The organism is Acinetobacter bouvetii DSM 14964 = CIP 107468 (genome assembly GCF_000368865.1).
Taxonomy (GTDB): domain Bacteria; phylum Pseudomonadota; class Gammaproteobacteria; order Pseudomonadales; family Moraxellaceae; genus Acinetobacter; species Acinetobacter bouvetii.
In genome coordinates, this window is record NZ_KB849727.1 from 958,838 (window position 1) to 983,606 (window position 24,769).

A 24,769-nucleotide genomic window follows, 5' to 3' on the forward strand; every position below is an offset into this window, starting at 1 on the left:
CTTTACTTGAAACCCTTCTTACGCCCTTGCCCAATCAGAAATACTTCTTTAGATCGGGCACGCGACGCCGCCGGTTTTGCTGTCTTCAATACATCAAAATTATCAACGACCTGCTTGCGGAACTCATCAAAACCGGTTCCTTGGAAAACTTTTACGACAAATTGGCCTTTGGGGCCAAGCACTTTGGTCGCAAAATCCAGTGCAAGCTCGCACAAATAAATTTGGCGCGGTTGATCTACAGCCTTATTACCTGATGTATTGGGGGCCATATCAGAAATTACAACGTCTACCGTGCGTCCATTTAAAATATTTAACAATTTTTCGAACACTTCTTCTTCCCTGAAGTCGCCTTGCAGGAAAGTCACATCTGGCAGCGCATCCATTTCCAGAATATCTGATGCAATCACCAAGCCCTTATCGCCAACCAGCTTGCCGGCAATCTGCGACCAGCTTCCAGGCGCAGCGCCCAAATCCACTACAGTCATGCCCGGTTTAATCAGTTTATATTTTTCTTGAATTTCAAGAAGCTTGTAAGCGGCACGCGCGCGATAACCTTCCTTTTGCGCCTTTTTAACAAAAGGATCATCTAAATGTTCCCGCATCCAGTCGCGGCTGCTCTTGGATAATTTTTGGTTGGTAATGCGCGTCGCCATAACTCTCTAAATAAAATAAACTTCTAATCCTTGATTGTACGTGAAAAACACCGTATTTGCAGTATACATGTGTATCTAAATCGAGGTTTCATGCCAGTTTTTTTCAATAATTTGCATCGATATTTTCAGAGAATTTAAAGCGTTTAACCTTTGCATTTGCTATACTAAGCCGTTTTTAAAATCAGGTTACATTTATGGCGGCTTTATCTATTCAAGAACGCAAGCGTTTGCGTCAAATCGGACATGCGCTTAACCCAGTTGTGATGGTGGGCGACAAAGGCTTAACTGAAAATGTAATTGAAGAATTGGCTCGCGCATTAAACGATCACGAGCTTATTAAAGTAAAAGTAGTTGCTGAAGACCGCGAAGCGCGCGCTGCATTAACTGCTGAAATTGCTGCAGCGTCTGGTGCAGAAATTGTTCAGACTATTGGTAAAATTGTATTACTGTACAAAAAAGCAGCCAAACAGAATGCAAAATTATCCAATCTTGTTCGTCATGCTCATTTATCTAACTAACTGATAAAATGGCCAGTTATGATCTAAGTGCATTTGACCGCCGTTTTGAAGCAATTTCACTCGTTGGCGCAATTGAGCAGCAAAGCCCATTTACATTAAATGTGGGCTTCTGGCTGCGTGACCCAAATCAGTTTGTGCAATGGCCTCAGCCTACTGCATCTCACCCGCGTCAAGATTTTCTGTGGGAACAGACCTGTTTTGAAATTTTCATTGGCGTGCACAATGAAGATTTTTACCGTGAAATCAACCTCTCCCCTTCTCAGGCATGGCAGGCTTATCAGTTTGAAGAATACCGCTATCCTGAAGATATGCCGCCGAAAGCAGCTTATGATATTGAACTGAATCAGCTGAAACGCACTCATTATGGGATGAATGTCAGCATCGACCTCACCGAATTCATGTTGCTGCATAAACTGAAGTGGTCAGATATCTACATTGGCTTAAGCGCCGTGTTAAAAACGACTCAGGGCGATCACTTCTATGCCATGCAGCATAGCAGTCCAAATGCAGATTTTCATAACAAGCGTGACTGGCTGCATCAGTTCTAAACTGGATGCAGGCTGTAAAAAAGCAAAAGGCGATCCTTTTGCTTTTTTTATGCCCGACGTTCTATAACTTCAGTCAATTTATTGGATTGAATTACTGTATTTCTATCACAATTTTTCGCACCATTCTTGCGCTTTGTAGCTATCGCGATATAACCCAAACCACATTAACCATGCAAACAGCTCAATTTATTGAATTATTAATAGCAAAAAAAGAGCAATACATCACCGTATTGCTCTCTTTTTATTGCGGAAAAAGCTGAAATTAAATTCAGTTTTTTAAATTTAAGCGCCAGCCTCTGATTTATCAGCTTCCGGCTTAGTGCTTGAAACTTTTTTCCATGCATCTAAGGTATGCTCTTTTGAACGCTTATAAGTTTCTGTCAACTGATCTTTATGTTTCAAAGAAATTTGACTCACGTCCTCTTTCAGCTCTTTACTTAACTTAGAAATATCTTCAATCACAGCGTTGAACTCAGTTTTCACAAAGTCCTTTAATTCTGTTAAATCTTTTTGTGACGAACCCAAATGCAATTTCAGCTGTTCAATTTTTTGCAGAACATCTTGTTTAAGCTGACGCAGCTGATCCTGCACACTCGCATTCAGCTGTTTTGCTTCCGCCTGAATGATTTCTTTGCTTTCAGCAACGGCCTCTACAACTTGACCAGTTGCATCTTTCGCTGCCTGTTCCAGCTGCTCTGCACCATCTGCAGCAATGGTTTTAAGCGTTTTTGCAGTTTCATTTTGTTTTTGTGATGCCGCCATGATCTTATACCTATAGTTATTGATTACTTTTTAATCTTAGCTCAATTTGATAAATTTTAATTTCTGATTTGTCAGACAATAATTAAATGCTTACATTTTTCGCAAGACTAAAAAACAAACTTTCAGCTGAAATGCAAGCCCTTTATCTTCGATATAAAGGATAAATAGAATGGACTTCACGGGGCTTTCTGCGTATAATGCCGTGTTAAGTTCAAGCGAGCAGACATAGGGAGGGTAGGTTTTATAATAGCCTTCCTTTTTTTTCGTCTTCTCGCTTTTTTACAGCCTAAATTTCAGGAGCTTTGGTTTGAGCACCCCAGCAATTTTAGCCCTTGCCGATGGTACTATTTTTAAAGGTACTTCAATTGGCGCATCGGGTAGTACGACTGGTGAAGTCGTTTTCAACACTGCCATGACTGGCTATCAAGAAATTTTGACTGACCCGAGTTATGCACAGCAGCTTGTAACACTAACTTACCCGCATATTGGTAATACAGGCTGCAATGATGAAGACGCTGAGTCAGGTCGAATTCATAAAGTATGGGCCAACGGATTGATCATTCGTGACCTGCCTTTATTGCATAGCAACTTCCGATCAACGCAATCTTTAGGCGAATACTTAGAAGAACATAACGTTGTCGCGATTGCAGATATTGATACGCGCAAATTAACGCGTATTTTGCGCGACAAAGGCGCGCAAAATGGCTGCATTCTTGCCGGCGAAAACATTACAGAAGAAGAAGCTTTAGCTAAAGCGCGTGCATTTGGCGGTCTTAATGGTTTAGACCTCGCTAAAGAATGCTGTGACCCTGAAGGTTTCGAATGGACTGAAGGTTCTTGGACTCTTGGAAAAGGTTTCTCCCAACCTGAACTTAAATTCCATGTAGTTGCATACGATTACGGTGTCAAAACCAACATCTTACGTATGCTCGCAGACCGCGGCTGCAAATTGACCGTCGTGCCTGCGCAAACGCCTGCTGAAAAAGTACTTGCTTTGAATCCAGATGGCGTGTTCCTGTCAAACGGCCCTGGCGATCCAGCTGCATGTGACTATGCAATTGAAGCTGTAAAAACAATTGTAGAAACGACTGAAATTCCAGTATTTGGTATTTGTTTAGGTCACCAAATTCTTGCACTTGCATCAGGTGCAAAAACCGTGAAGATGCCTCACGGCCACCACGGTGCTAACCATCCTGTACAAAATCTTGAAGATGGTACTGTGATGATTACTTCTCAAAACCACGGCTTCGCAGTAGATACCGATTCGCTGCCGGCAAACTTGAAAGCAACGCACAAATCACTGTTCGATCAAACCTTGCAAGGCATGCATCGTACAGACAAACCTGCGTTCAGCTTCCAGGGTCACCCTGAAGCAAGCCCTGGTCCACATGACTGCGCACCACTGTTCGATCATTTCATCGAACTTATCGAAGCATCTAAGAAGTAATTAAGGAAGCGATCATGGCTAAACGTACAGACATTAAAAGCATCTTAATTATTGGTGCAGGCCCGATTGTGATCGGACAGGCATGTGAGTTTGACTACTCAGGTGCGCAAGCATGTAAAGCCCTTCGTGAAGAAGGCTACCGTGTTATTTTGGTGAACTCTAACCCAGCGACCATTATGACTGACCCTGCTATGGCAGATGCAACTTACATCGAGCCAATCACTTGGCAAACTGTAGCTGCAATCATTGAGAAAGAACGCCCAGACGCAGTTCTTCCGACAATGGGCGGTCAAACTGCATTGAACTGTGCGCTTGCACTGGATGCAAACGGTATTTTAGAAAAATACAATGTTGAATTGATTGGCGCGACCAAAGAAGCGATCGAAAAAGCGGAAGACCGTAAACTTTTTGATATTGCAATGCGTAAAATCGGTTTGGAATGCCCACGTGCAGACGTTGCAGAAGACATGGAACATGCGCTTGAAATTCAAGCTCGTTTCGGTTTCCCTGTCATTATCCGTCCATCATTTACCATGGGTGGTTCAGGCGGCGGTATCGCATACAACCGTGAAGAATTCATTGAAATCTGTGAACGCGGTTTCGATCTTTCTCCAACGAAACAATTATTGATCGATGAATCATTGATTGGCTGGAAAGAGTACGAAATGGAAGTTGTTCGTGACAAAAACGACAACTGTATCATTGTATGTACCATTGAAAACTTTGACCCAATGGGCGTACATACAGGTGACTCAATCACTGTTGCACCTGCACAAACATTGACAGACAAAGAGTTCCAGTTACTTCGTAATGCCTCTTTAGCTGTGCTTCGTGAAATTGGTGTAGAAACAGGCGGTTCAAACGTACAGTTCGGTATTAACCCGAAAGACGGCCGTATGGTTGTGATCGAGATGAACCCGCGTGTTTCTCGTTCATCTGCTCTTGCTTCTAAAGCAACGGGTTTCCCAATTGCGAAAATCGCTGCGAAACTGGCGGTTGGTTATACCCTTGATGAGTTAAAAAACGACATCACTGGCGGTACAACACCTGCATCGTTCGAACCAGCAATTGACTACGTTGTAACGAAGATTCCTCGTTTTAACTTCGAGAAATTCCCGCAAGCTGACGCAACTTTGACTACACAGATGAAATCTGTAGGTGAAGTAATGGCCATTGGCCGTAACTTCCAAGAGTCTGTTTCTAAAGCGCTTCGCGGTCTTGAAGTTGGTGCATGCGGTTTTGACGAAAAAATCGCAGTGGGCACTGAAGGCGCACGTGAGAAAATTCTTGTTGAGTTGAAAGTTCCAGGTCCTGAGCGTATTTGGTACGTGGGCGATGCATTCCGTCACGGCTTTACTTTAGATGAAGTATTTGCTGCGACAAACATTGACCGTTGGTTCTTGATTCAAATCGAAGACATCATCAAAACTGAAAACCAAATCAAAACTTTAGGTTTTGGTGATTTGAATGCGGACAACATCCGTTCATTCAAGCGTAAAGGTTTATCTGACCTTCGCATTGCGGACTTGATGGGCATTTCACAAAAACAATTCCGTAAACACCGTTGGAACTTGGGCGTAACTCCAGTTTATAAACGTGTAGATACATGTGCTGCAGAGTTTGAATCTGACACAGCTTACATGTATTCAACTTACGATGAAGAATGTGAAGCGAATCCATCTAACCGTGACAAAATCATGGTGATTGGCGGCGGTCCTAACCGTATTGGTCAAGGTATCGAGTTCGATTACTGCTGTGTACACGCTGCCCTTGCAATGCGTGATGACGGCTATGAAACCATCATGGTGAACTGTAACCCTGAAACCGTTTCTACGGATTACGACACGTCTGACCGTTTGTACTTCGAACCAATCACTTTGGAAGATGTATTGGAAATCGTGCGTATCGAGAAGCCTAAAGGCATTATCGTTCAGTACGGCGGCCAAACACCTTTGAAATTGGCTCGTGCGCTTGAAGAAGCTGGTGCGCCAATTATCGGTACATCTCCAGACGCGATTGACCGTGCAGAAGACCGTGAACGTTTCCAGCAAATGATCCAGCGCCTGCAACTTCGCCAACCCAACAACAGCATCGTTAAATCTGCTGAAGAAGGCATGGCTGAAGCATCTAAAGTGGGTTATCCGCTGGTTGTACGTCCATCATATGTACTTGGCGGCCGTGCGATGGAAATCGTGTATAACGATGATGAACTTAAACGCTACTTGCGTGATGCAGTTCAGGCTTCAAATGATGCCCCAGTACTGCTTGACCATTTCTTAGATGATGCGATTGAAGTTGACGTAGACTGCGTATCTGACGGCAAAGACGTTGTGATTGGCGGCATCATGCAGCACATCGAACAAGCCGGTATTCACTCAGGCGACTCAGCATGTTCTATTCCTCCTTACTCTTTATCTAAAGAAGTTCAGGACGAAATGCGCCGTCAAACCATCGCGATGGCAAAAGAGCTTGGCGTAATTGGTCTGATGAACGTACAGTTTGCAGTTAAAGGCACTGACGTATACATCTTAGAAGTGAACCCGCGTGCATCACGTACAGTTCCGTTCGTTTCTAAATGTATCGGCGAATCTTTAGCAAAAGTTGCTGCGCGCTGTATGGCGGGTCAATCTCTTGAATCTCAAGGATTCACCAAAGAGATCATCCCAACTCACTTCTCTGTTAAAGAAGCAGTGTTCCCATTCAACAAGTTCCCGGGTGTTGACCCAATTCTTGGTCCTGAGATGAAATCTACAGGCGAAGTAATGGGTGTGGGTAAAACATTTGGTGAAGCATTCTATAAAGCTGTTTTAGGTGCGAATGAACGTTTACCTGGTCTTCCAACGGAAGGCGAAGTGAAGCATGCATTTATCTCTGTACGTGACTCTGATAAGCCACGCGCAGCAGGCATTGCGAAACAACTTGCTGGTTTTGGCTTCAAGATTCTTGCAACTGGCGGCACGTATGACGTGATTAAAGAAGCAGGTATTGAATGTGAACGTGTGAACAAAGTTACAGAAGGCCGTCCTAATATCGTGGACCGCTTGAAAAATGGCGAAATTCACCTCATTATCAATACAACTGAAGGTAAACAAGCTCAGCAGGATTCATTCTCAATCCGCCGCTCTGCGCTTCAAGGTAAGGTGTATCATACAACTACTTTGAATGGCGCTGACGCTGTATGCCAAGCATTAGCAATCAAATTGCCGATGGATGTATACCGCCTGCAAGACCTGACTAAAGGTTAATTAAGTTACTGATAAGACCCGTCACCTTATCGGTGGCGGGCTTTTTTATTTTATAAACCTGTATTTTTTACATACCCATTTATGAGGGACAACAATGCAACGTTATCCTATGACTCCCGAAGGCAAAATTGCCTTAGAGAAAGAATTACAGCAACTTAAAAGTGTTGACCGTCCACGCATTATTGCAGCCATTGCTGAAGCGCGTGAACATGGGGATTTGAAAGAAAACGCGGAATACCACGCTGCCCGCGAACAGCAAGGTTTCTGTGAAGGCCGTATTCAAGACATCGAAGGCAAACTCGGCGCGTGCCAAGTGGTTGACGTGAAAGCACTTGAACAAAATGGCCGTGTGGTTTTTGGTGTAACCGTGACCATTGAAAACTTAGACACTGAAGAACAAAAAACCTACAAGATTGTCGGCGATGATGAAGCAGACTTTAAGATCAACAAGATCTCTGTGAACTCTCCTATTGCCCGCGGCCTGCTGAGTAAAAATGAAGGCGACGAAGCAAAAATCATCACTCCGCAAGGTGAAGTGGAATACGAAATTGTCAGTGTGAAATATATCTAATCCACTCGACTAAGCGATTAAAGAACTCTTCATCCTTTGAAGAGTTCTTTTGTTTCAGGCATTCTATATTCCTATTAGGGATATTATTTTGTGGGACTACTACACTATAATAGAATAAGAATTTTTTTATTAATAATTCATCAGGTTAAACCTAAGAAAGTCATATAAAATTAAAATTTAGTTTCTTTTTGTAAAAAAAGGTAAAATAATGTACAAAAAAGCTCGCTTTGCACTCATCAGTACAATTTCTCTGGCATTGGTTGCTTGTGGTGGTGGTAATAGCGGAGATGGTAGTAATTCATCTACACCTGCCACACCTGCATTATTACTTACACCAACTACTCTAAATCAAACACTGTACGAAGGTGAATCACAAGAATTAAATCTTAAAGCAACTGTAAATACAACAATAGTCAATGGATCAGTATATGTATTGGTCATTGATTCTTCTAACGTCATAGAACCAAGCATCCTAGTTTCACCAGAAAGTTCTAATTTATATAATGTTAGAATGACCACCAAAGCATCATTAGCATTAGGAAAACATATTGGCGCTCTAGATATTATGTTATGCCGTGATAGTGCGTGCAAACAACAATATCCAGGGTCACCGGTAAAAGCCCCATATTCTTTTACAGTTACTCCTCCTCCACCAAGTTTTAGCACGAGCCCTACCGCAATTACACTTGAACAAGATGTGGACGATAACTCAAAAGCAGTCATACAAATTCAAGTTACAGACAGAATTAAAAATGTCTTACCTAAAGTTACAATATCTGGTGATATTCATTTTACGCAATCATTCAGCCAGACAGATGCAAAAAAATACAATTTAGAACTAACTGTACCTAGTGACTTAGCAGTGGGAACACATACTGGTACGGTAAATGTCTCCTTATGTTTAGATGAAAGCTGCTCTAAAACCTATGCAGGCTCTCCTCAAAAAATTCCTTATACGATTAAGATTAAACCTATCGTGAATCTAACAGCATTAATACCAATTACTGGAGTAACTGGCTGGGAAATGTTCCAAGGTAATGCTGCCCATACTGGCTATGTTCCTATCACCATTGACCCTAAAAAGATTACCCGTCGATGGAGTTGGAACAAACCATCAGCTGATAATGGAGCTTTAAGTACTATTACTGCTAGTCAGGGGAAAATATTTGCTGTGAGCTATGTTATTACGTCTACTGGATCTAAACGATATTCTATTCATTCTATTAATGAGAATAACGCAAGCACTGCATGGACTCAAAACTTTAACAGCCATACCGTCAATCCTCCATCAGTATCTGATGGTAAAGTTTTTGTAGCATCTTCTGGTCATGGAGATACAGCAATGTGGCAATTTGATGCGGCAACTGGAGTACCTTTATTTAAAACACCTTTTTATTCTCAATGGGATAATTATCTTGCACCTACGATAAAAAATGGAAAAGTCTATACCAATGGCGGTTATTATGGTGGTGTAAATAGTTTCAATATTTCAGATGGCACCGACTCTTGGTTTCAGGCATTAAATCCATATGATATGTGGACTCCAGCGGTAGATGCAAATTATGTATATGCCTATACAGGTAATATGTTTAGTGTCTTAAGTGCAAAAGATGGTCATAAAGTCTTTGAAATTCCAGACCCAACGTATAACAGAGGTTCATATAGTATTAATAGTGCACCTGTCATCGGTAGCCTTGGTAATGTACTTGTGGCCAATGGTCTGGGACATGGTGGTTCGAATAATCTGATTAGTTATAATATTGCTCAGCGAAATGTAAATTGGACGCTTAACGGTGAATTCAAAAGCATGCCCGCTGTTGCAAATAAGGTTGTTTATGTCACCAATGCTTCACCATTTCGCTTAGAAGCACGCAATGAAGCTGATGGCACACTTATATGGAGTTGGTTGCCTGATAATGCATCAACAACGCAATTTATAGGCAATATAGTTGTGACAACTAACCTTATTTTTGTAGCAACAAATGCAGGAACCTATGCAATTGATAAGACCACACATGTTCCAGTATGGCACTTCAAAAAAACTGGGAATCTTGCCATTACATCAAATGGGATACTCTTAGTGAATGATGCATCCACGATCTATGCAATCAATCTGAAGTAATATATTTTTATTTTATCTAAAATAAAAATATCTCTTCATGATAATATCCGCAAGTGAAGAAAATAAATAAAATGAGTGTATCTAGATATGCTCATTTTATATCATTTGGTCTCAATAATTAGACTGCAAATAAAGCTGTATAAATATTTAAACTAATATCTAATAGCATTAGGACTAAATAAATGTAATTTCTTCATTCTAAGCCAATATATCTGTATTAATTTTGGATTTCATATGGATTTATCTTTTATTAACTCCCCCGTAAAACATTGGTGCGAATTTGAGTTCATTTCCAAAACAGTGAAGAACCCGAATATTCATATTAAGGGCAATTACTCCTACTATTCAGCATATTGGGATCAGGGTTTTGAGCGCTGCGTGGTGCGCTATTTGCATGATAAGCCAGCAACTCCAGAGAAGCCGATTGATCAGTTGCATATCGGCAATTTCGTCTGTTTTGGCGCAGAATGCGTGATTATGATGGGTGGCAACCAACTGCACCGTACCGACTGGATTTCGGCCTTTCCGTTTGATACACGCAGTTTTGTGCCCGCTGGCGATACGGTTATTGGCGATGGCTGCTGGATTGGCTCACGCGCCATGATTATGCAAGGCGTGACGCTCGGAGAAGGCGCTGTAGTCGCTACAGGCGCGGTGGTGACGAAAGACGTGCCACCTTATGCGGTTGTCGGCGGCGTGCCTGCAAAGATTATTAAATACCGCTTTTCTGAGGAAGATATAGAAAAACTGCTTTCTCTTAAGCTTTATGACTTAGATGAAAAGCAGTTTTTAAAGATGCGGGAGCAGTTGCAAACTGACAATCTTGAACAAATAAATAATACATTAAATAATTTAAGATAGTCTCAAACCACCTCAAAGATCTCTAATGACTCATATAGAATCACACCTTCAACACCACAGCTTGGTTCAAAATATACGAGTTGTAATTCATGCGCCGTGATTTTATCTATAAAGTTTTCAATAGATTCTGTATTTAAATAACTTCCTGCATCCGAAAGGCTGGTTACCCATTTTAAATAGTATTCAATATCATGATTCGTATGATCATTTAGATTTAAAAAATTAAGTTTTGAAATTATATTTTGCTGAATAAAATCAATAAATCGAAAAGATTTTACATCTGTAAAGTCCAATTTCAGCTTTTGCCCGAAATCTGTTTGAATCTCGACTGAAAGCTGATCTTTAGATCCGGATTGAATACTTAAAATTTCAGCATCATGGATGATTTTTAACAACTCTTTAATTTCCACTATATTCACCCCAACGAGCATCCAAAGCCAACACAGCTCCGCAATTTAAACGATCAACATAATTTATGAGTTGTTCCCCTAAGCGTCGGCGATCCCATAAATCACCCTCCCATGCTCTTTGGATATTCTCAAAATTATCTTTTGGCCACTTCAATTGATCTACTGTCATTTATGATTCTTATCAAGTCTAATTGCTCATCAGTATACTGATATTTATAGTTTTATCATTTTAATCTGCAATTTTTCCTCATATGACATAGCTATAAACCTTGCCAAGCTCTATAAATAAAGTTCATCAAAAACAAAAAAATAGGACATGGAATGCCCCTCAACATCAGTAAAACAGGAATCCTTGCTTTAGCCTTACTTGCAGCTATTGTCGCTACACTCTGCGACGCCAACCATGTCTTTACTCAAACGCTTAGTTACCCCAATCCCCTATTTTTTCAGCAAGCTTGGTGGGTCTTTCCAGCCTTTTTTATTGCCTTCTTATTTATGGCAATCAATTACCTCTATGTTAGCCGCGTACTTAGTCAAAAACTGGATATCAAGCTAAGTACCACTCATGGAAGCTGGCGCAGCCTATCCGAAGATTTAATCGCATTTGCCTGTGCATACCTGCTCAGCGGTTTTGGCAATTTTCATCCTGCTTTATTGTGCTTTATTTTTTATCTTACTTTTATTATTCGGCTAAGTTTCACTTACGAGCGCGCCTGGCTGTGCATACTGGCAATCTTATTGGCCATAGGCGGCATGTTTTTTGAAGGGCTTTTGGCAGAATTTGGACTGGTCAAATACCGCCATACGGATATTTTTAATGTGCCTTATTGGTTAGGCGGCGTATACATGCACGGCGCATTTGCCTTACGCTCTGGCATGCGCGCACTGGTATATAAATCGTCTTAATTTTTTACTCATGAACCAGCGATTGCAAACAAGATCTTCAAAAATTTCAGGCAAAAAAAAGACCGCGTTTTGGAACGTGGTCTATAAAAATGGTGGCTATGACGGGACTTGAACCTGTGACCCCCGCATTATGAGTGCGGTGCTCTAACCAACTGAGCTACATAGCCTTAAACTGTGCGCGCATTATGTGGTTTTATCCAAAGTACGTCAAGTACTTAATGCGCTTAATTGATCAAAATTTGGTAAAGTGAGCCGATAAGCCGGGTTCTGTCGTGAACGATCATTCCTCTAGGCGCACAATCACTCGTACGCTCAAGCGACCTACCCGGATCCAGCACGGGCCGTGCCTCAGGATCCCTATTTGGTCTTGCTTCTGGTGGGGTTTACCTTGCCGTGAACTGTTACCAGACACGCGGTGCGCTCTTACCGCACCCTTTCACCCTTACCTCCGAATCCGATTGCTCGAAAACATCATGGAGGCGGTCTACTCTCTGCTGCACTTGCCGTCGGCTTTCGCCGCCCAGGCGTTACCTGGCACCCTGCCCTATGAAGCCCGGACTTTCCTCCCCTGCTTCAATCACGGAGATTTCCACAGCAGCGATCGTCTGGCTCACTTCGAGCGGGATGATAGCAAATAAACAAACTAATTGCTTGATGTTTTTTGATCAGTCAGCTTTTCATACTTCAGCTGCAGCTCTTCCTGCGTCTCTGCATGATTGGGATCAAGCGGGATGCAGTCGACAGGGCAAAATAATTGACACTGCGGCTTATCATGATGTCCAACGCACTCTGTACATAAATCAGGGTTGATCTCATAAATGACCTCCCCCATAAAAATTGCCTCATTGGGGCATACAGGTTCGCAGACATCACAATTGATGCATTCATCGGTGATATATAAAGACACGCTACCAGCCTTGTTGTAGTTTGCGCTCAAAGGCAGCTTCGACATTTGCAGGAACAAACTTCGTCACATCGCCTTTCAAGCGGGCAATTTCACGCACTAATGTGGATGAAATAAAGGAATACTGTTCTGACGGCGTCAGAAATACCGCTTCAAATTTAGAATCGAGCTGGCGGTTCATATTCGCCAATTGAAACTCATATTCAAAATCGGACACGGCGCGCAATCCGCGCAATACTGCGGTTGCATTCTGCTCATGAAAGAAATTCACCAGCAGGCCATCAAAGCCTACAAATTCAACATTGTCTAAATGGCTTAATGATTCTTTTGCTAATTCTACACGCTCTTCCAAACTGAATAATGGATTTTTATGATGACCAATAGCAATTGCGACCACCACTTCATCAAACATGCGTGATGCGCGTGTAACTAAATCAATATGGCCATTGGTAATTGGATCGAATGTGCCCGGATAAATTACGCGAGTTTGAGACATCCATTTGTACTCAGTTTGTTTTGTAGAAACTTATTTTAGCAAAATCTTGTTTTTGGGTGAAGAAACTCCATCAATTTAAACAGTCCATAAGCATATAAGTTCGGGTACAATAGCCTTAACTTTGGAAGTTTCTGATTATGTCGAAAGTAACTGTTGTTAAAAAAAATAACGGCGGAACGATTGCGCAGAACAAACGCGCCCGCCACGATTATTTTATTGAAGAGAAATTTGAAGCTGGACTTTCCTTGCAAGGCTGGGAAGTTAAGTCGCTTCGTGCTGGCCGTATGACCCTTAGCGAAAGCTATATCACCTTTAAAAATGGCGAAGCGTATTTGTTTGGCGCTCAAATTCAGCCCTTGCTGAGCGCATCTACGCACATTGTGCCTGAAGCCCGCCGTACACGTAAACTATTGCTCAGTAAGCGTGAAATAGAAAAGCTAATGGGTTCCGTCGATCAAAAAGGCTATTCATGTGTTCCTCTCGCCTGTTACTGGAAAGGCCGTTTAGCGAAACTGGAAATTGCTTTGGTGAAAGGCAAGCAGCTGCATGACAAGCGCGCCACTGAAAAAGACCGCGACTGGCAGCGTGATAAAGCCCGCATTATGCATAAATAAACCGCACATCATAAAAACATCCAGCTGGAGGTTTTTATTGATCAATAATGAATGAATTTTTCAGTTCAGCATGATTTTATTAGTGACAGCTGTCCCAGCATATTCTTCAAAATTGCCCATAAAGAAAAAAGCCAAAAGAATTTAATTTTCTTTTGGCTTTTTAAATACTTATAGCTGAATATTTAAACAATTAAAAAAATAAATTATTTAAATTTATTCAATGTCAGGGCTAAATATTCACCAAACCAGATGGCAGTGTTCAAATCACCTGTGGGCGGTGTCACCTCAACTGGCGCATTATCTGACTGAGTCATTAAACCCAGAAAGCTTGACATGCGGTTCAGGTCTTGCGCACTGCGCCCCGTGGGCATCATCGGCAAGCCAGACCACAGCATGCCATGCTGCATGGCAAATAAATTAATCTGCTGCAAAACGGCCAATTTGTCGCCGCTTAAACCGCCACCATTGGTAAAACCGGCCGCCAATTTGCCTTGCCAAGTCCGCGCAAGCCAGCGTTTAGAAGACTGTTCCATAAACTGCTTCAAGCCTGATGTAATGCTGCCCATATACGTCGGACAGCCAAATACAATGGCATCGGCCTGGTCTAAAACCTCCCAATCTATCTGTTCAATATTCATGCTATGCACTGCAATGCCGGCCTGTTCCGCACCCTGAGCAATGCAGGAAGCGACTTTTGCTGTATGGCCGTAAGGGCTGTGATAAACAATAGCGATAGATTTTGCGGATAAAGGCATAGTAATTAAAAGTCTACAGATTCAATCAAGTTTAGCATTTTCATGCCATAAACACGAACGTTGCCATGCGGCCGGTTCGAGATTCCCGGCGGTAAGAAAAAAAATCCTCCGGCTGCTGATAAGAGCACTGATCGCCTCCCAGCACGGTATTCACCCCATGCAAAGCTAAAATATACCGCGCAATGGCATACAGATCGGCATAGTACTTTCCTTCTTTCAGGCCTGCTTTGAATGCGCTGTCCAGCTCAGGATATTTAGAGCAAAACGCCTGTTTCACTTCAGCGCCAATTTCAAAATTGTCTTGGCAAATAGCCGCCCCGAGCCACGCCCATGCCGGCGGATTTTTCATCTCGCCAATTGTAGCTTCGATGATGCCGCCAGCCAAACCGCGCCAGCCTGCATGCAGATTGGCCACCTCAGTGCCTTCTGTGTTGCCCAGCACCACAGGCAAACAATCCGCAGTCATCATCATTAAGGCATGGCCAGCTGTTTGTGTAACCAAGCCATCACCCACCAGCGCATCAAAAGGCATTTCCGCATTGATGGTGCGGCAGATGGTGCTGTGCGTTTGAGTCATCCATGTGATTTTACGCACGCCATAAACAGAAAACTCTTCCAGCAGCGCCATACGGTGGCGCTGCACACGCTGCGGATCATCATTGACATGCAAGGCCAAATTAAAGCCTGCCAATTCAGGCATTTCTGACGGTAGCGCCTTTTCATGATGCACTCGGGTCTGGCCTGCATACACACCTTTCGGCAGCCCTTGAACAAATTGCATGTCTTCATCCTTTTCATTTTAGACTGAACGCATTCAGCCCTTGCCTCAATACGCTTTGTTTTCAGTACGCAAAACATCAACCAAGTGGCTGAAGTCTTCAGGCCACGGCGCTTCAAACATCATATCTTCGCCTGTGCGCGGGTGCACCAGCCCCAGTTTAGCCGCATGCAAAGCCTGACGCTTAAAGCCGCGCAGCGTATCTGCCAGCAGTTCCGATGCGCCTGCAGGCACGCGCACACGGTTCATATATACAGAATCGCCAATCAGGCCATGACCGATATAGCTGAAATGTACACGGATCTGATGGGTGCGGCCTGTTTCCAAACGCGCTTGGATGCGGGTGAAGTGCTGAAAGCGCTCTTTCACATTATAGTGCGTGACCGCTTCTTTCCCGCCCGGCAGAATGGCCATTTTAATGCGGTCTACCGGATGGCGCTTAATCGGCTCATCAATGGTGCCGCCGGCAATAATGGCACCATAAGCCACCAGATCATAAATCCGGTAAACCGATTTCTTCGCCAATTGCTTGCTGAGCGAGAACTGCGCTTCCAGATTTTTTGCAACAACCAGCAAGCCGGATGTATCTTTATCAATACGGTGCACTAAGCCCGCGCGGGTCAATTCCACAGATTTAGGATAATGATGCAGCAAGGCGTTCACCAGCGTTCCTGTCGAATTGCCGGCGCCCGGATGCACCACCATGCCTACAGGCTTATTAATGACAATAATGTCATCATCTTCATAGACAATGTCTAAAGGAATGTCTTCAGGCAGGCTGCGGGTTTGCGCTTCCAGCTCAACGTCAAGCGTGAGCAGTTCATCACCCTCGGATTTATACTTTGGCTTGACGCTGTTACCATTCACTAACAAATGGCCTTCTTTCAGCCACTGCTTCAGTTTTTCGCGTGAAAAATCAGGCCAAACGGTTGCTGCGACTTGGTCGATACGCTGTCCAAAAAAGCTGTCATCCAATTGAAATTGCAACGATAAACGTGTTGCAGTTGAGTCTGAAGTATGGTTATCTGCATCCTCAGAATCTTCAAGCAAATTGAAGTCGGTTTCAGGGATATTGGAATTAGAAGATTGTGCTTGAGTCATTTGATCATTCAGGCAAAAGTGGTTTAATAGTGCAATTGTAGCTCATTGCCAGTATTAACAGAGGAATTTTTATGTCGCTGCCACATTATAAAAAGACAATGCTTGCTCTAACGATTGGTATTGCAGCCGCAATGTCAGGCTGCAGCAGCAATCCAAAAAAAGATGTGGTCGATACTGGTCCGCAATCCAGCGAACAGGTTTATATTGAAAAAGCTAAAAAAGCGCTTGATCGCCATCAATATACAGATGCGGCAAAACATCTTGAAGCTCTAGAAACGTATTACCCAACTGGCAGCTATGCAGCGCAGGCGCAGCTGGAACTGCTTTACGTTAAATTCCAGCAAAAAGACTATGAAGCCGCTATCACTTTGGCAGAACGTTTTATCCGCTTGAATCCGCAGCACCCAAATGTAGATTATGCGTATTATGTCCGCGGTGTTGCCAATATGGAGCAAAACTATGACGGCCTGCTGCGCTATACGTCATTAAAGCAGTCACACCGTGATGTGAGCTATTTAAAAGTGGCTTATCAGAATTTTGTAGATTTTATCCGCCGTTATCCGTCCAGCACCTATGCGGTAGACGCAGCGCAGCGCATGAAGTTTATTGGCCAGGAATTGGCTGAAAGCGAAATGAACGCCGCCCGCTTCAACATTAAGCGTAAAGCCTACCTTGCGGCTGTGGAGCGTTCATTATGGGTCATTGAACACTATCCGCAAACTCCGCAAATTCCAGAAGCTTTGGCGACAGCCGCTTACGGTTATGACAAACTCGGCGATAAAGCGACGTCCCAGCAGTATATTGATATCTTGAAATTGAACTATCCTGAACTGGTGAAATCTGACGGCACGGTCAACATGCGCGCCGCCCGCAGTGAAGGCAGTTTCTGGAACCGCGCGACTTTAGGCGTCTTTGGCAAAGAAGGCCGCACCCATTCTGAACAGGATGCAGTGAAAAACACAGACAGCGGAGAAAAGCGCAGCCTAACCAACCGCTTATCTTTTGGCTTGCTGGACCGCCCTAAAGCGGAAGCGGCTGAGATTCAGCAGCCTGTTGAATCGGATGCAGCGCAGCCAGCCGAATAAATCCGGCATTTAGGATGATTTTTCATAAAGGGCAAGTTATCATACTTGCCCTTTATCATTTCAGGCTGACGCAGATCACCGCTTGATCCGAATGCTCAAAAAGGATACAAATGACTGATCGGCATGTCCGCCAGCCGCTGGCTTGCACTTAAATGCGATCAGCAAAAAATTGACCCTTTCTATTTTCCGCAGACTTTGAAGACATATTGATATAACAGCATGGCGATTCCTCAGCACACCATTGATCAAATTTTAGACCGCACCGATATTGTCGATGTGATCGGTCAATTTGTGAAATTAAAAAAGACTGGGCGTACCTATTCAGGCTGCTGCCCGTTTCATCAGGAAAAATCGCCATCTTTTCACGTATACCGTGACAAGCAGTATTTCCACTGCTTCGGCTGTCAGGCCAATGGCAATGCCATCCGTTTTTTAATGGATATCGGCAGCCGAAATTTCATTGAAGTCATGAAGGACCTTTCGAGTCAAACCGGCATTGAACTGCCAAAAGACAATTTTGACTCCAACAAATTAAAATACAAGCGGGAAGCGCAGAAACCGAAAGCGCCTGCGGAATCAGCGCAAACCGCACAGCCTACCCCAGCTCAGGCAAAAACTGCGCCTGCAGCCGGTGAACAGCAGCCCGCATTTGAGCATGATCCATTTGCAGAATTTCAGCCTCAGGATGACGCCTTTTACGGCAATGATCCTTTTGCGGCCTTTGATCAGCCTGCAGCCTTTGAACAGGCCCAGCCGGACGGCAATCTGTACGACTTGCTGGAAAATATTGCACAATTTTACGCGCATCAACTGCCGCACAGCAAAACGGCGCAGCAGTATTTTAAACAGCGCGGTCTGTCTGCGGAAACCATTGCGTATTGGCGCTTAGGCTATGCGCCAGAAGACTGGCAGCATTTAGAAAAAGCTTTTCCGCAGGATATTGAAGGCTTAAAACTGCTGGGCCTGATCCGCACCAGTGACAGCGGCCGTGATTTTGACTTGCTGCGCGACCGGGTCATTTTCCCGATCCGTGACCCGAAAGGCCGGGTGGTCGGCTTTGGCGGCCGGGCGCTGAATGACGAAATCAAGCCCAAATACATTAACTCGCCAGATTCTGAAGTTTTCCATAAAAATCAGCTGCTGTATGGCTTATATGAAGGCCGCAAGCAAAAAGCCCAAGACTGGCTGATGGTCGAAGGCTATATGGATGTTATTGCCCTGCAGCAGTATGGCATTGCAGGCGCAGTTGCAACTTTGGGCACAGCCAGCAACACTGAACATCTGAATATTCTGTTCAAGCAAAATAACCGCATCACCATTGCCTTTGACGGTGACGCTGCCGGGCAAAAAGCCGCCCGCCGCACTTTAGAAATTGCCCTGCCGCTGCTGAATGACGGCCGTGAGCTGAAATTCTTTGTGCTGCCGAATGATCACGACCCAGATTCCTTAATCCGCCGTGAAGGCATTGAAAATTTTAGACGGCTGTTAGATACAGCGCCTTTGCTGTCTGAGTTTGTCTTTGCGCATTTAACTCAAAATTTTGATGTCACCAAACCTGAAGGCAAAAGCCAAGTGATGGGTGAACTCAAACAGCTGACAGAGTTGCTGCCGAAAACGGGGTCATACCGTTATCTGCTGCAGCAGTATTTCCGTGAAAAACTCGGCTTCAGCCGTAAATGGCAGCCGCAGGTCAATAACGACGCCTCACTCAGCTTCAGCACCAAAATTGATGCTGAAGAATATGTCATAGCGATTTTAATCAATCATCCCTATCTGTACATTCATTTTGAGCCGCTGCGCGCGCTGATTTCATCCGACTTATTGCTGTTTAATATTCTGAATATTTTCAATACTATTTTTGATGATTTGCCGGATGATCCTGAACTGTCCCGCTATTATGTTTTAGGCGCATGTTCGGCGTATCACCATGAATTGCAGCATATTTTAGAAAATGCCAATATCAGCGATTATACGTCGTCTCCTGAACAGGCAGACAAATTGGCCGCAGATTTTTCGGTCAAACTGCAATACGAATGCCTGCAGCAAAAGATCAAATCGAAGAAATTTTCCAGTCTTGCTGAAATGCGCAATCTGAAACAGAAAATTTATGAGATCAGCAAAAAAAGGTCGCTGACGCTCTTAGATGAATAAGCGCAAACGGAAGCCAATACAAGCCGTCTAAGTGATACTTTTTAAAATCCGGTTTCATTCGGTTCGCCGATACAGGCGCATGCATGACAAAATCATATGGCTGCATCCGCTTTATGGGCAGCTGAATGCAAAAAAGCCCTGCAGCCATGCTGTGTGCGTCTAAGAGACATTAAAAATCAAGAAAAACCCTAAACAGCTTTGCTTCATCTTAATGTAAATTGACTCCCATTTTAGAACCGTTTTTGAACTTCAGCGCTTAGATTTACGGCGCTTTTCCGCAACGCCCGCCAACTCCCGCTCCAGCATTTCAAAGTAGGCCGGATCTTCAGCAGTGGCTGCATGGCGCAGCAGGATTGACGTCGGATGCAGCAGTTTATTGGTCAGCCGGTAAGAAAACTCCTGCAGCACCTGTTCTGCAGCTTCCCCTTTTTGCAAACGCTCCAAGGCCAGCGCCAGCTCTTCTTGCCTTAAACTCTCACCATGCGCTCTATAAGCATGAATTGTCGCGCCAGCCAAATTCACCTTTTGCTGAATGACCAGCTCAGTCGCCAATTGGTTAACCATAACCTCGGCTTCCACTGCGGCTTGGCGGCGCTGCGCGAGGTTCTCATCAATCACGCTTTGCAGATCATCGACACCATACAGGTAGACGCCATCCAAACTTTCAACCTTCGCTTCAATATCACGCGGCACGGCTAAATCGACCAGCAGCATCTGCTTATATTTGCGTTTTTTTAACGCTGCTTTCACATCTTTAAAATAAATAACCTGATGCAAACTGCCTGTACAGCTGGAAATTACATCGGCGCGGTGCAAATTCTCCGCCAGCTGAGCAAAATCAATAATCTCAACCTCTGCGCGATGCGCAATTTCCTGCGCCAGCGCTTCTGCGCGGCTGCGGGTACGGTTGCAAATAATGATTTTGCCCACGCCCATTTCCGCCAAATGCTTTGCCACCAGGCTGTTCATTTCACCGGCTGCAACCATCATAACGGTTAACTGCTCAGGCTTGCTGAAGACCTGCAAAGCCAGCTGCGCAACTGCATAGCCCATGGAAACTGCATGGCTGCCGACGGCGGTTTCCGAGCGCACGCGCTTGGCTGCATAAAAAGCATATTCAAAAATTCGGTTTAAATTGGACGATACCGTTTCTGCATCTTTCGCTAAAGACAGCGCGGTTTTGACTTGGCCTAAAATTTGCGGTTCGCCCAGCATCAGTGAGTCGAGCCCGCTGGCAACCCGCATAAGATGTGTTACCGCCTGCGCGTTTTCGTAGCGGTACACATGATTTGACAATTGCTTTACATCAATATGATTTGCTTGGGCGAGCCAATTTAATACCATATCCGGATTCTCAGACATGGCATAAACTTCTGTACGGTTACATGTAGAAACCACCACCATATCATTCAGATATTCGGCATGGCTTTGCTGTGCAAGTAGCGCACTTAACTTTTCAGGGTTAAATGCGATTTTTTCACGCAGCTCTACAGAGGCGGTTTGATGGTTGACACCCAATGCAAAGAAAGACATATCAGATCATCATTTCGCTAAATTTATGCTATTGTGCAATATCGGTGTCATAAAAAGCATTACTTGGATCAAGAAAAATTGCGTCAAACAAATAGCCGGCTCAGCGGCTCGACAATTAAGCAGTATTCTACCACATTCTTGCTGGTCGGTAGCATGGCTTCCAGTGCTCAAGTTCGGGCATTTGGAGAAGTTTACCACGCCAATCCAAATTATGATGCCATAAAACAAAGCATGATTGCAGAGTTTGCCCTAGCCTATGACGACATTCCAACCGCATTGCATAACTATACTGTGCTTGCTATTAAAAGCAACTCTACCTCGGTCAAGCAGCGCGCGCTGAATGTCGCGCTGGAACAAAATGATCTGCAGGCCGCTTTAGATATTGCCACGCATTGGGTAGTGCAGGAGCCGGAAGATGTTCCTGCCCTGTTTTATCTGTCACATATTGCCTTAAAAGCGCATGAATATGATCTGGCGGCAGAAACCTTAGATAAAATTTTAAATATTGACCCGAATGCAGATTTGGAACAGATTTTAGCAGGCATCTCGCCTGAATCAGCCGATGACCGCGACTTTCTGATCAATGCATTGCGGACCAGCAAAGAGAACCGCAATCCATCCATCCTTGTGCTGATTGCCGCCTTAGAAGCGCAGAATGGACAATTGAATGATGCGCTGAATACGGTCAATCTCGCTTTAAAAAAACGCCCAAAAACAACGGGCTACATCTTAATGAAAGCCAACTTGCTCACCGCCTTAGGTGATGAAGAGGCTGCGCGTGAATGGTATGAAAAATCCAGCCGCAAGCACCGCAGCAATCTGGATGTCCGCTTAGCGGAAGCCAAGTATTTAGTCAAAATCAATGAATCTGAGCTCGCGCTGAAAAAACTGGAAGACATTATCAAAAAATGGCCCAAAGCCGAAGAAGCGCTGTTTTTGGGCGGCCTCACCAGCATTGATTTAGAGCAGTATGAAAAAGCCGAAAAGTACTTGGTTGAACTGCGCTACTCCGCTCAGTATCAAAATGAAGCCTATTATTATTTAGCCGTTAATGCTGAGCGGAAACAGCATTTTGAGACGGCAAAAGCCTATTACCGCTTGGTGGATGGCAGCCTGTATACCGTCTCGCGGCGCAGCATGATCAATATTTTTACCCAGCAAAATAAGCTGCATGATGTGCTGCGCTTTTTGACGCAGGAACGCGTCAACTACCCGCAGCATGCCAGTTTCCTGTATTTAGCGCAGGCAGACATCTTAAAGCGCATGGACAATAAAAAAGCGGCCATGCGGCTTTTGGATGAAGCCATTAAAAACTTGCCTGATGACCCTGAGCTGATTTATGCAGAGGTTCTGATTCTAGACCCTTATCAAGAACGGGATAAGCTCGATAAGCGGCTAAACAGCCTGCTTGCGATTGAACCGAACAGCCCGACCTATCTGAATGCATATGCTTATACCTTAGCCTTGCAAAACCGGCGGCTGGATGATGCACGCAGATTTGTAGAGCACGCCTTAGAATTTGCCCCAGAGCAGGCCTCTATCTTAGATACGCTGGGCTATATCTGCTATTTGCAGAACGACTTTGCCACCTCCGCAGAAGTATTGAAAAAAGCCTACGGATTGAGCGGCAGCGTTAAAATTGGGGTGAACTATGCCCGCTCTGTGTATATGCAGGGCAACATTGCAGAATTTAGCCAAGTGTTACAACAACTCAAACAAAAACACCCGAATGATCCTCAATTGGAACAATTGAATACGTTATTGTTGCCTCAGCACATGAAAAAGAGTTAACCCCCGTTTATGCATATCCTTTCTAAATTCTGCCTGTCTGTTATCGCTGGCAGCACCTTGGCTTTAACCGGCTGCCAACAGTACATTCAGCCTCAGGAGCCGCTGCCGGCCCCCTCGCTAGAAGCGCCAAATCAATTCAACCTGCAAGGCAAAATTGGCGTGCGCACTCCGCAGCAGTCCGGCAGCGCTTTCTTTACCTGGGCGCAGGAACAGGATGAGTTTGATATCGAACTGAGCGGCATTTTAGGCGTCGGCAAAACCCAAATTTCCGGAAAACCCGGCGAAGCAACACTGAACAGCGCGAAAACAGGCCTGATCAGCGCGGCCTCACCTGAAGAGCTGCTGGAGCGCGCCACAGGCTGGAACGCGCCTATTACCCATCTAGTCAAATGGGTACAAGCCAAACCCGCCACTCAGCATGCGCAGCTCAACAAAGATGGCAGCGGCCGTATTGCGCAAATTCTTGAAGACGGCTGGCAGGTCGATTTAAGCTATGAAAACAGCGACCCATTGCCCAATAAACTGGTTTTAAAGCAAGCGCTTGAAACTGGAAAAGAAAACCGTATTACAATGGTGATACAAAACCGCTAAGCCAACAAAGTTTGAATTGTTATGATCCGAGTTCCCTCTCCTGCCAAACTTAACTTGTTCTTGCATATTACGGGGCGCCGTGCAGACGGTTACCATGAACTGCAAAGCATTTTTCAGCTGATTGATTTATATGACTGGCTGGAATTTACGCAAACAGGATCACCGCAAATCAGCATTGACGGCTTAAACAGTGTCGATCTGGAACAAAACTTAATCTATCGCGCGGCGCAAGCGCTTTTGCCTTACGCAAAACAGCCGGGCGGCATCAATATCCGCATCGAAAAAAATATTCCAATGGGTGCCGGACTCGGCGGCGGTTCTTCAAATGCGGCCGCCACGCTGATCGTGCTGAATAAATTATGGCAATGCGGCTTAGATACTGAACAGCTGGCAAGACTCGGACTTAAACTCGGAGCCGATGTGCCTATTTTTATTCATGGCCGCAATGCCTGGGCGGAAGGCATTGGTGAACACTTAACATTCATAGACTTAGATCAAAAACAATACATAGTGCTGAAACCTGATTGTTTTATCAGCACTCAACTGCTTTTTTCGCAAAAAACATTGACAAGAGACACGAAGCCTACTAAATTTTGCGCCTATCAGCTAACGCCGTTTAGTTTTGGAAATAACTTTGAGCCAGTGGCAAGAAGTTTATATCCGGAAGTAAATGAAGCAATGCAGTATTTAGATCAGTTCAGTACAGCAAAGCTTACAGGTACAGGTGCTTGTGTTTTTGCTGAGGTAACGGAAAATATGAATGTGAATGACATTCTGAAAAACGCGCCATGTAAATCTTACTTGGTCAACAGTTTAACAGAATCGCCATTGCGTCATTTTGAAGTTTGATAGGGGCGTCGCCAAGTGGTAAGGCACCGGGTTTTGATCTCGGCATCCGTTGGTTCGAATCCAGCCGCCCCTGCCATT

23 protein-coding genes, 2 tRNA genes, 1 other RNA gene and 1 pseudogene are annotated in these 24,769 nt (G+C 44.3%); 15 read left to right on the forward strand and 12 right to left on the reverse strand.

Features of this window, described 5'->3' with window-relative positions; genetic code table 11:
• Positions 1-2: 2 nt before the first annotated feature.
• Positions 3-653, reverse strand: a complete 651-nt coding sequence (gene rlmE / locus F941_RS11465; protein WP_005011401.1) for a 23S rRNA (uridine(2552)-2'-O)-methyltransferase RlmE — start codon at positions 651-653, stop codon at positions 3-5.
• Between the two features lie 194 nt (positions 654-847).
• Between rlmE and yhbY the strand changes: the two genes are divergently transcribed.
• Both yhbY and F941_RS11475 read left to right on the forward strand, forming a co-directional pair.
• Positions 848-1,171 (forward strand): ribosome assembly RNA-binding protein YhbY, encoded by a 324-nt coding sequence (yhbY, locus tag F941_RS11470; RefSeq protein WP_005011404.1) that lies wholly within the window; start codon positions 848-850, stop codon positions 1,169-1,171.
• 8 nt (positions 1,172-1,179) lie between these two features.
• The gene (locus F941_RS11475; protein ID WP_005011406.1) at positions 1,180-1,719 is read left to right on the forward strand and encodes a DOMON-like domain-containing protein; all 540 of its coding nucleotides are present in this window, start codon (positions 1,180-1,182) and stop codon (positions 1,717-1,719) included.
• A 282-nt stretch (positions 1,720-2,001) separates the two neighbouring features.
• On the opposite strand, the gene F941_RS11485 is transcribed toward F941_RS11475, so the two are convergent.
• Positions 2,002-2,481 (reverse strand): hypothetical protein, encoded by a 480-nt coding sequence (locus F941_RS11485; RefSeq protein WP_005011407.1) that lies wholly within the window; start codon positions 2,479-2,481, stop codon positions 2,002-2,004.
• Between the two features lie 307 nt (positions 2,482-2,788).
• Between F941_RS11485 and carA the strand changes: the two genes are divergently transcribed.
• From carA to F941_RS11510, 5 genes are all read left to right on the forward strand, one after another.
• Entirely contained in the window at positions 2,789-3,928 is a 1,140-nt protein-coding gene (gene carA / locus F941_RS11490; RefSeq protein ID WP_005011410.1) for a glutamine-hydrolyzing carbamoyl-phosphate synthase small subunit, read from the forward strand.
• Between the two features lie 14 nt (positions 3,929-3,942).
• Positions 3,943-7,173, forward strand: coding sequence for a carbamoyl-phosphate synthase large subunit (gene carB, locus F941_RS11495; RefSeq protein ID WP_005011413.1), 3,231 nt, complete (start codon positions 3,943-3,945; stop codon positions 7,171-7,173).
• A 94-nt stretch (positions 7,174-7,267) separates the two neighbouring features.
• Positions 7,268-7,744 carry a transcription elongation factor GreA gene (gene greA, locus F941_RS11500; protein WP_005011415.1) on the forward strand — a complete coding sequence of 159 codons (477 nt, stop codon included), beginning with the start codon at positions 7,268-7,270 and terminating at the stop codon, positions 7,742-7,744.
• Between the two features lie 208 nt (positions 7,745-7,952).
• Positions 7,953-9,866: a PQQ-binding-like beta-propeller repeat protein gene (locus tag F941_RS11505; protein WP_005011417.1), complete on the forward strand. Its 1,914-nt coding sequence runs from the start codon at positions 7,953-7,955 to the stop codon at positions 9,864-9,866.
• 234 nt (positions 9,867-10,100) lie between these two features.
• A complete protein-coding gene (locus F941_RS11510; RefSeq protein WP_005011424.1) occupies positions 10,101-10,727 on the forward strand; it encodes a CatB-related O-acetyltransferase in 627 nt (208 codons plus the stop codon).
• 2 nt (positions 10,728-10,729) lie between these two features.
• On the opposite strand, the gene F941_RS11515 is transcribed toward F941_RS11510, so the two are convergent.
• Both F941_RS11515 and F941_RS16255 read right to left on the reverse strand, forming a co-directional pair.
• Positions 10,730-11,137 (reverse strand): hypothetical protein, encoded by a 408-nt coding sequence (locus F941_RS11515; protein WP_018573079.1) that lies wholly within the window; start codon positions 11,135-11,137, stop codon positions 10,730-10,732.
• A 4-nt stretch (positions 11,138-11,141) separates the two neighbouring features.
• Positions 11,142-11,306, reverse strand: a pseudogene (locus F941_RS16255) (P-loop ATPase); the annotation flags it as partial.
• 152 nt (positions 11,307-11,458) lie between these two features.
• Here F941_RS16255 and F941_RS11520 point away from each other — a divergent pair.
• Positions 11,459-12,043 carry a hypothetical protein gene (locus F941_RS11520; protein WP_005011429.1) on the forward strand — a complete coding sequence of 195 codons (585 nt, stop codon included), beginning with the start codon at positions 11,459-11,461 and terminating at the stop codon, positions 12,041-12,043.
• A gap of 90 nt (positions 12,044-12,133) precedes the next feature.
• On the opposite strand, the gene F941_RS11525 is transcribed toward F941_RS11520, so the two are convergent.
• The 4 genes from F941_RS11525 to coaD form a co-directional block, all read right to left on the reverse strand.
• A tRNA-Met gene (locus F941_RS11525) sits at positions 12,134-12,210 on the reverse strand.
• A gap of 73 nt (positions 12,211-12,283) precedes the next feature.
• Positions 12,284-12,660, reverse strand: an RNA gene (gene rnpB / locus F941_RS16105) — RNase P RNA component class A.
• Between the two features lie 26 nt (positions 12,661-12,686).
• Positions 12,687-12,950 (reverse strand): YfhL family 4Fe-4S dicluster ferredoxin, encoded by a 264-nt coding sequence (locus tag F941_RS11530; RefSeq protein WP_026253457.1) that lies wholly within the window; start codon positions 12,948-12,950, stop codon positions 12,687-12,689.
• 1 nt (position 12,951) lies between these two features.
• Positions 12,952-13,443: a pantetheine-phosphate adenylyltransferase gene (coaD, locus tag F941_RS11535; protein WP_005011435.1), complete on the reverse strand. Its 492-nt coding sequence runs from the start codon at positions 13,441-13,443 to the stop codon at positions 12,952-12,954.
• A 137-nt stretch (positions 13,444-13,580) separates the two neighbouring features.
• On the opposite strand from coaD, the gene smpB reads away from it, so the two are divergent.
• Complete coding sequence (gene smpB, locus F941_RS11540) at positions 13,581-14,057, forward strand: SsrA-binding protein SmpB (protein ID WP_005011442.1); 477 nt, start codon at positions 13,581-13,583, stop codon at positions 14,055-14,057.
• A 203-nt stretch (positions 14,058-14,260) separates the two neighbouring features.
• Here smpB and F941_RS11545 read toward each other — a convergent pair whose 3' ends face one another.
• Genes F941_RS11545 through rluD form a run of 3 tightly spaced genes read right to left on the reverse strand, consistent with a single transcriptional unit; the run spans position 14,261 to position 16,691 of the window.
• A complete protein-coding gene (locus F941_RS11545) occupies positions 14,261-14,812 on the reverse strand; it encodes a flavodoxin family protein (protein WP_005011443.1) in 552 nt (183 codons plus the stop codon).
• 40 nt (positions 14,813-14,852) lie between these two features.
• Positions 14,853-15,593, reverse strand: coding sequence for a peptidoglycan editing factor PgeF (pgeF, locus tag F941_RS11550; RefSeq protein WP_005011444.1), 741 nt, complete (start codon positions 15,591-15,593; stop codon positions 14,853-14,855).
• A 45-nt stretch (positions 15,594-15,638) separates the two neighbouring features.
• Positions 15,639-16,691 (reverse strand): 23S rRNA pseudouridine(1911/1915/1917) synthase RluD, encoded by a 1,053-nt coding sequence (gene rluD, locus F941_RS11555; RefSeq protein ID WP_005011445.1) that lies wholly within the window; start codon positions 16,689-16,691, stop codon positions 15,639-15,641.
• A gap of 71 nt (positions 16,692-16,762) precedes the next feature.
• Here rluD and F941_RS11560 point away from each other — a divergent pair, with 71 nt between their 5' ends.
• Both F941_RS11560 and F941_RS11565 read left to right on the forward strand, forming a co-directional pair.
• Positions 16,763-17,776 carry an outer membrane protein assembly factor BamD gene (locus tag F941_RS11560; RefSeq protein WP_005011447.1) on the forward strand — a complete coding sequence of 338 codons (1,014 nt, stop codon included), beginning with the start codon at positions 16,763-16,765 and terminating at the stop codon, positions 17,774-17,776.
• Positions 17,777-17,995: 219 nt separating this feature from the next.
• A complete protein-coding gene (locus F941_RS11565) occupies positions 17,996-19,927 on the forward strand; it encodes a DNA primase (RefSeq protein WP_005011449.1) in 1,932 nt (643 codons plus the stop codon).
• A 249-nt stretch (positions 19,928-20,176) separates the two neighbouring features.
• On the opposite strand, the gene hemA is transcribed toward F941_RS11565, so the two are convergent.
• A complete protein-coding gene (hemA, locus tag F941_RS11570; RefSeq protein ID WP_005011451.1) occupies positions 20,177-21,460 on the reverse strand; it encodes a glutamyl-tRNA reductase in 1,284 nt (427 codons plus the stop codon).
• 78 nt (positions 21,461-21,538) lie between these two features.
• Between hemA and F941_RS11575 the strand changes: the two genes are divergently transcribed.
• From F941_RS11575 to F941_RS11590, 4 genes are all read left to right on the forward strand, one after another.
• On the forward strand, positions 21,539-23,251 hold the full coding sequence (locus tag F941_RS11575; RefSeq protein ID WP_026253458.1) for a tetratricopeptide repeat protein: 1,713 nt from the start codon (positions 21,539-21,541) through the stop codon (positions 23,249-23,251).
• A gap of 9 nt (positions 23,252-23,260) precedes the next feature.
• Complete coding sequence (gene lolB, locus F941_RS11580; RefSeq protein WP_005011453.1) at positions 23,261-23,842, forward strand: lipoprotein insertase outer membrane protein LolB; 582 nt, start codon at positions 23,261-23,263, stop codon at positions 23,840-23,842.
• 21 nt (positions 23,843-23,863) lie between these two features.
• Positions 23,864-24,691: a 4-(cytidine 5'-diphospho)-2-C-methyl-D-erythritol kinase gene (gene ispE / locus F941_RS11585; protein ID WP_005011455.1), complete on the forward strand. Its 828-nt coding sequence runs from the start codon at positions 23,864-23,866 to the stop codon at positions 24,689-24,691.
• 1 nt (position 24,692) lies between these two features.
• Positions 24,693-24,767 (forward strand) — tRNA-Gln (locus F941_RS11590).
• The last annotated feature ends 2 nt before the right edge of the window (positions 24,768-24,769 follow it).

What these genes read in the sequence shown, in the direction of transcription:
- F941_RS11505 (WP_005011417.1), top strand. Translation starts at nt 7,953, where the DNA reads ATGTACAAAAAAGCTCGCTTTGCACTCATCAGTACAATTTCTCTGGCA.
- ispE (WP_005011455.1), top strand. Translation starts at nt 23,864, where the DNA reads ATGATCCGAGTTCCCTCTCCTGCCAAACTTAACTTGTTCTTGCATATT.
- F941_RS11560 (WP_005011447.1), top strand. Translation starts at nt 16,763, where the DNA reads ATGTCGCTGCCACATTATAAAAAGACAATGCTTGCTCTAACGATTGGT.
- carB (WP_005011413.1), top strand. Translation starts at nt 3,943, where the DNA reads ATGGCTAAACGTACAGACATTAAAAGCATCTTAATTATTGGTGCAGGC.
- F941_RS11565 (WP_005011449.1), top strand. Translation starts at nt 17,996, where the DNA reads ATGGCGATTCCTCAGCACACCATTGATCAAATTTTAGACCGCACCGAT.
- lolB (WP_005011453.1), top strand. Translation starts at nt 23,261, where the DNA reads ATGCATATCCTTTCTAAATTCTGCCTGTCTGTTATCGCTGGCAGCACC.
- F941_RS11545 (WP_005011443.1), bottom strand. Translation starts at nt 14,812, where the DNA reads ATGCCTTTATCCGCAAAATCTATCGCTATTGTTTATCACAGCCCTTAC.
- F941_RS11520 (WP_005011429.1), top strand. Translation starts at nt 11,459, where the DNA reads ATGCCCCTCAACATCAGTAAAACAGGAATCCTTGCTTTAGCCTTACTT.
- greA (WP_005011415.1), top strand. Translation starts at nt 7,268, where the DNA reads ATGCAACGTTATCCTATGACTCCCGAAGGCAAAATTGCCTTAGAGAAA.
- coaD (WP_005011435.1), bottom strand. Translation starts at nt 13,443, where the DNA reads ATGTCTCAAACTCGCGTAATTTATCCGGGCACATTCGATCCAATTACC.
- rlmE (WP_005011401.1), bottom strand. Translation starts at nt 653, where the DNA reads ATGGCGACGCGCATTACCAACCAAAAATTATCCAAGAGCAGCCGCGAC.
- F941_RS11475 (WP_005011406.1), top strand. Translation starts at nt 1,180, where the DNA reads ATGGCCAGTTATGATCTAAGTGCATTTGACCGCCGTTTTGAAGCAATT.
- smpB (WP_005011442.1), top strand. Translation starts at nt 13,581, where the DNA reads ATGTCGAAAGTAACTGTTGTTAAAAAAAATAACGGCGGAACGATTGCG.
- yhbY (WP_005011404.1), top strand. Translation starts at nt 848, where the DNA reads ATGGCGGCTTTATCTATTCAAGAACGCAAGCGTTTGCGTCAAATCGGA.
- F941_RS11485 (WP_005011407.1), bottom strand. Translation starts at nt 2,481, where the DNA reads ATGGCGGCATCACAAAAACAAAATGAAACTGCAAAAACGCTTAAAACC.
- rluD (WP_005011445.1), bottom strand. Translation starts at nt 16,691, where the DNA reads ATGACTCAAGCACAATCTTCTAATTCCAATATCCCTGAAACCGACTTC.
- pgeF (WP_005011444.1), bottom strand. Translation starts at nt 15,593, where the DNA reads ATGCAATTTGTTCAAGGGCTGCCGAAAGGTGTGTATGCAGGCCAGACC.
- F941_RS11510 (WP_005011424.1), top strand. Translation starts at nt 10,101, where the DNA reads ATGGATTTATCTTTTATTAACTCCCCCGTAAAACATTGGTGCGAATTT.
- hemA (WP_005011451.1), bottom strand. Translation starts at nt 21,460, where the DNA reads ATGTCTTTCTTTGCATTGGGTGTCAACCATCAAACCGCCTCTGTAGAG.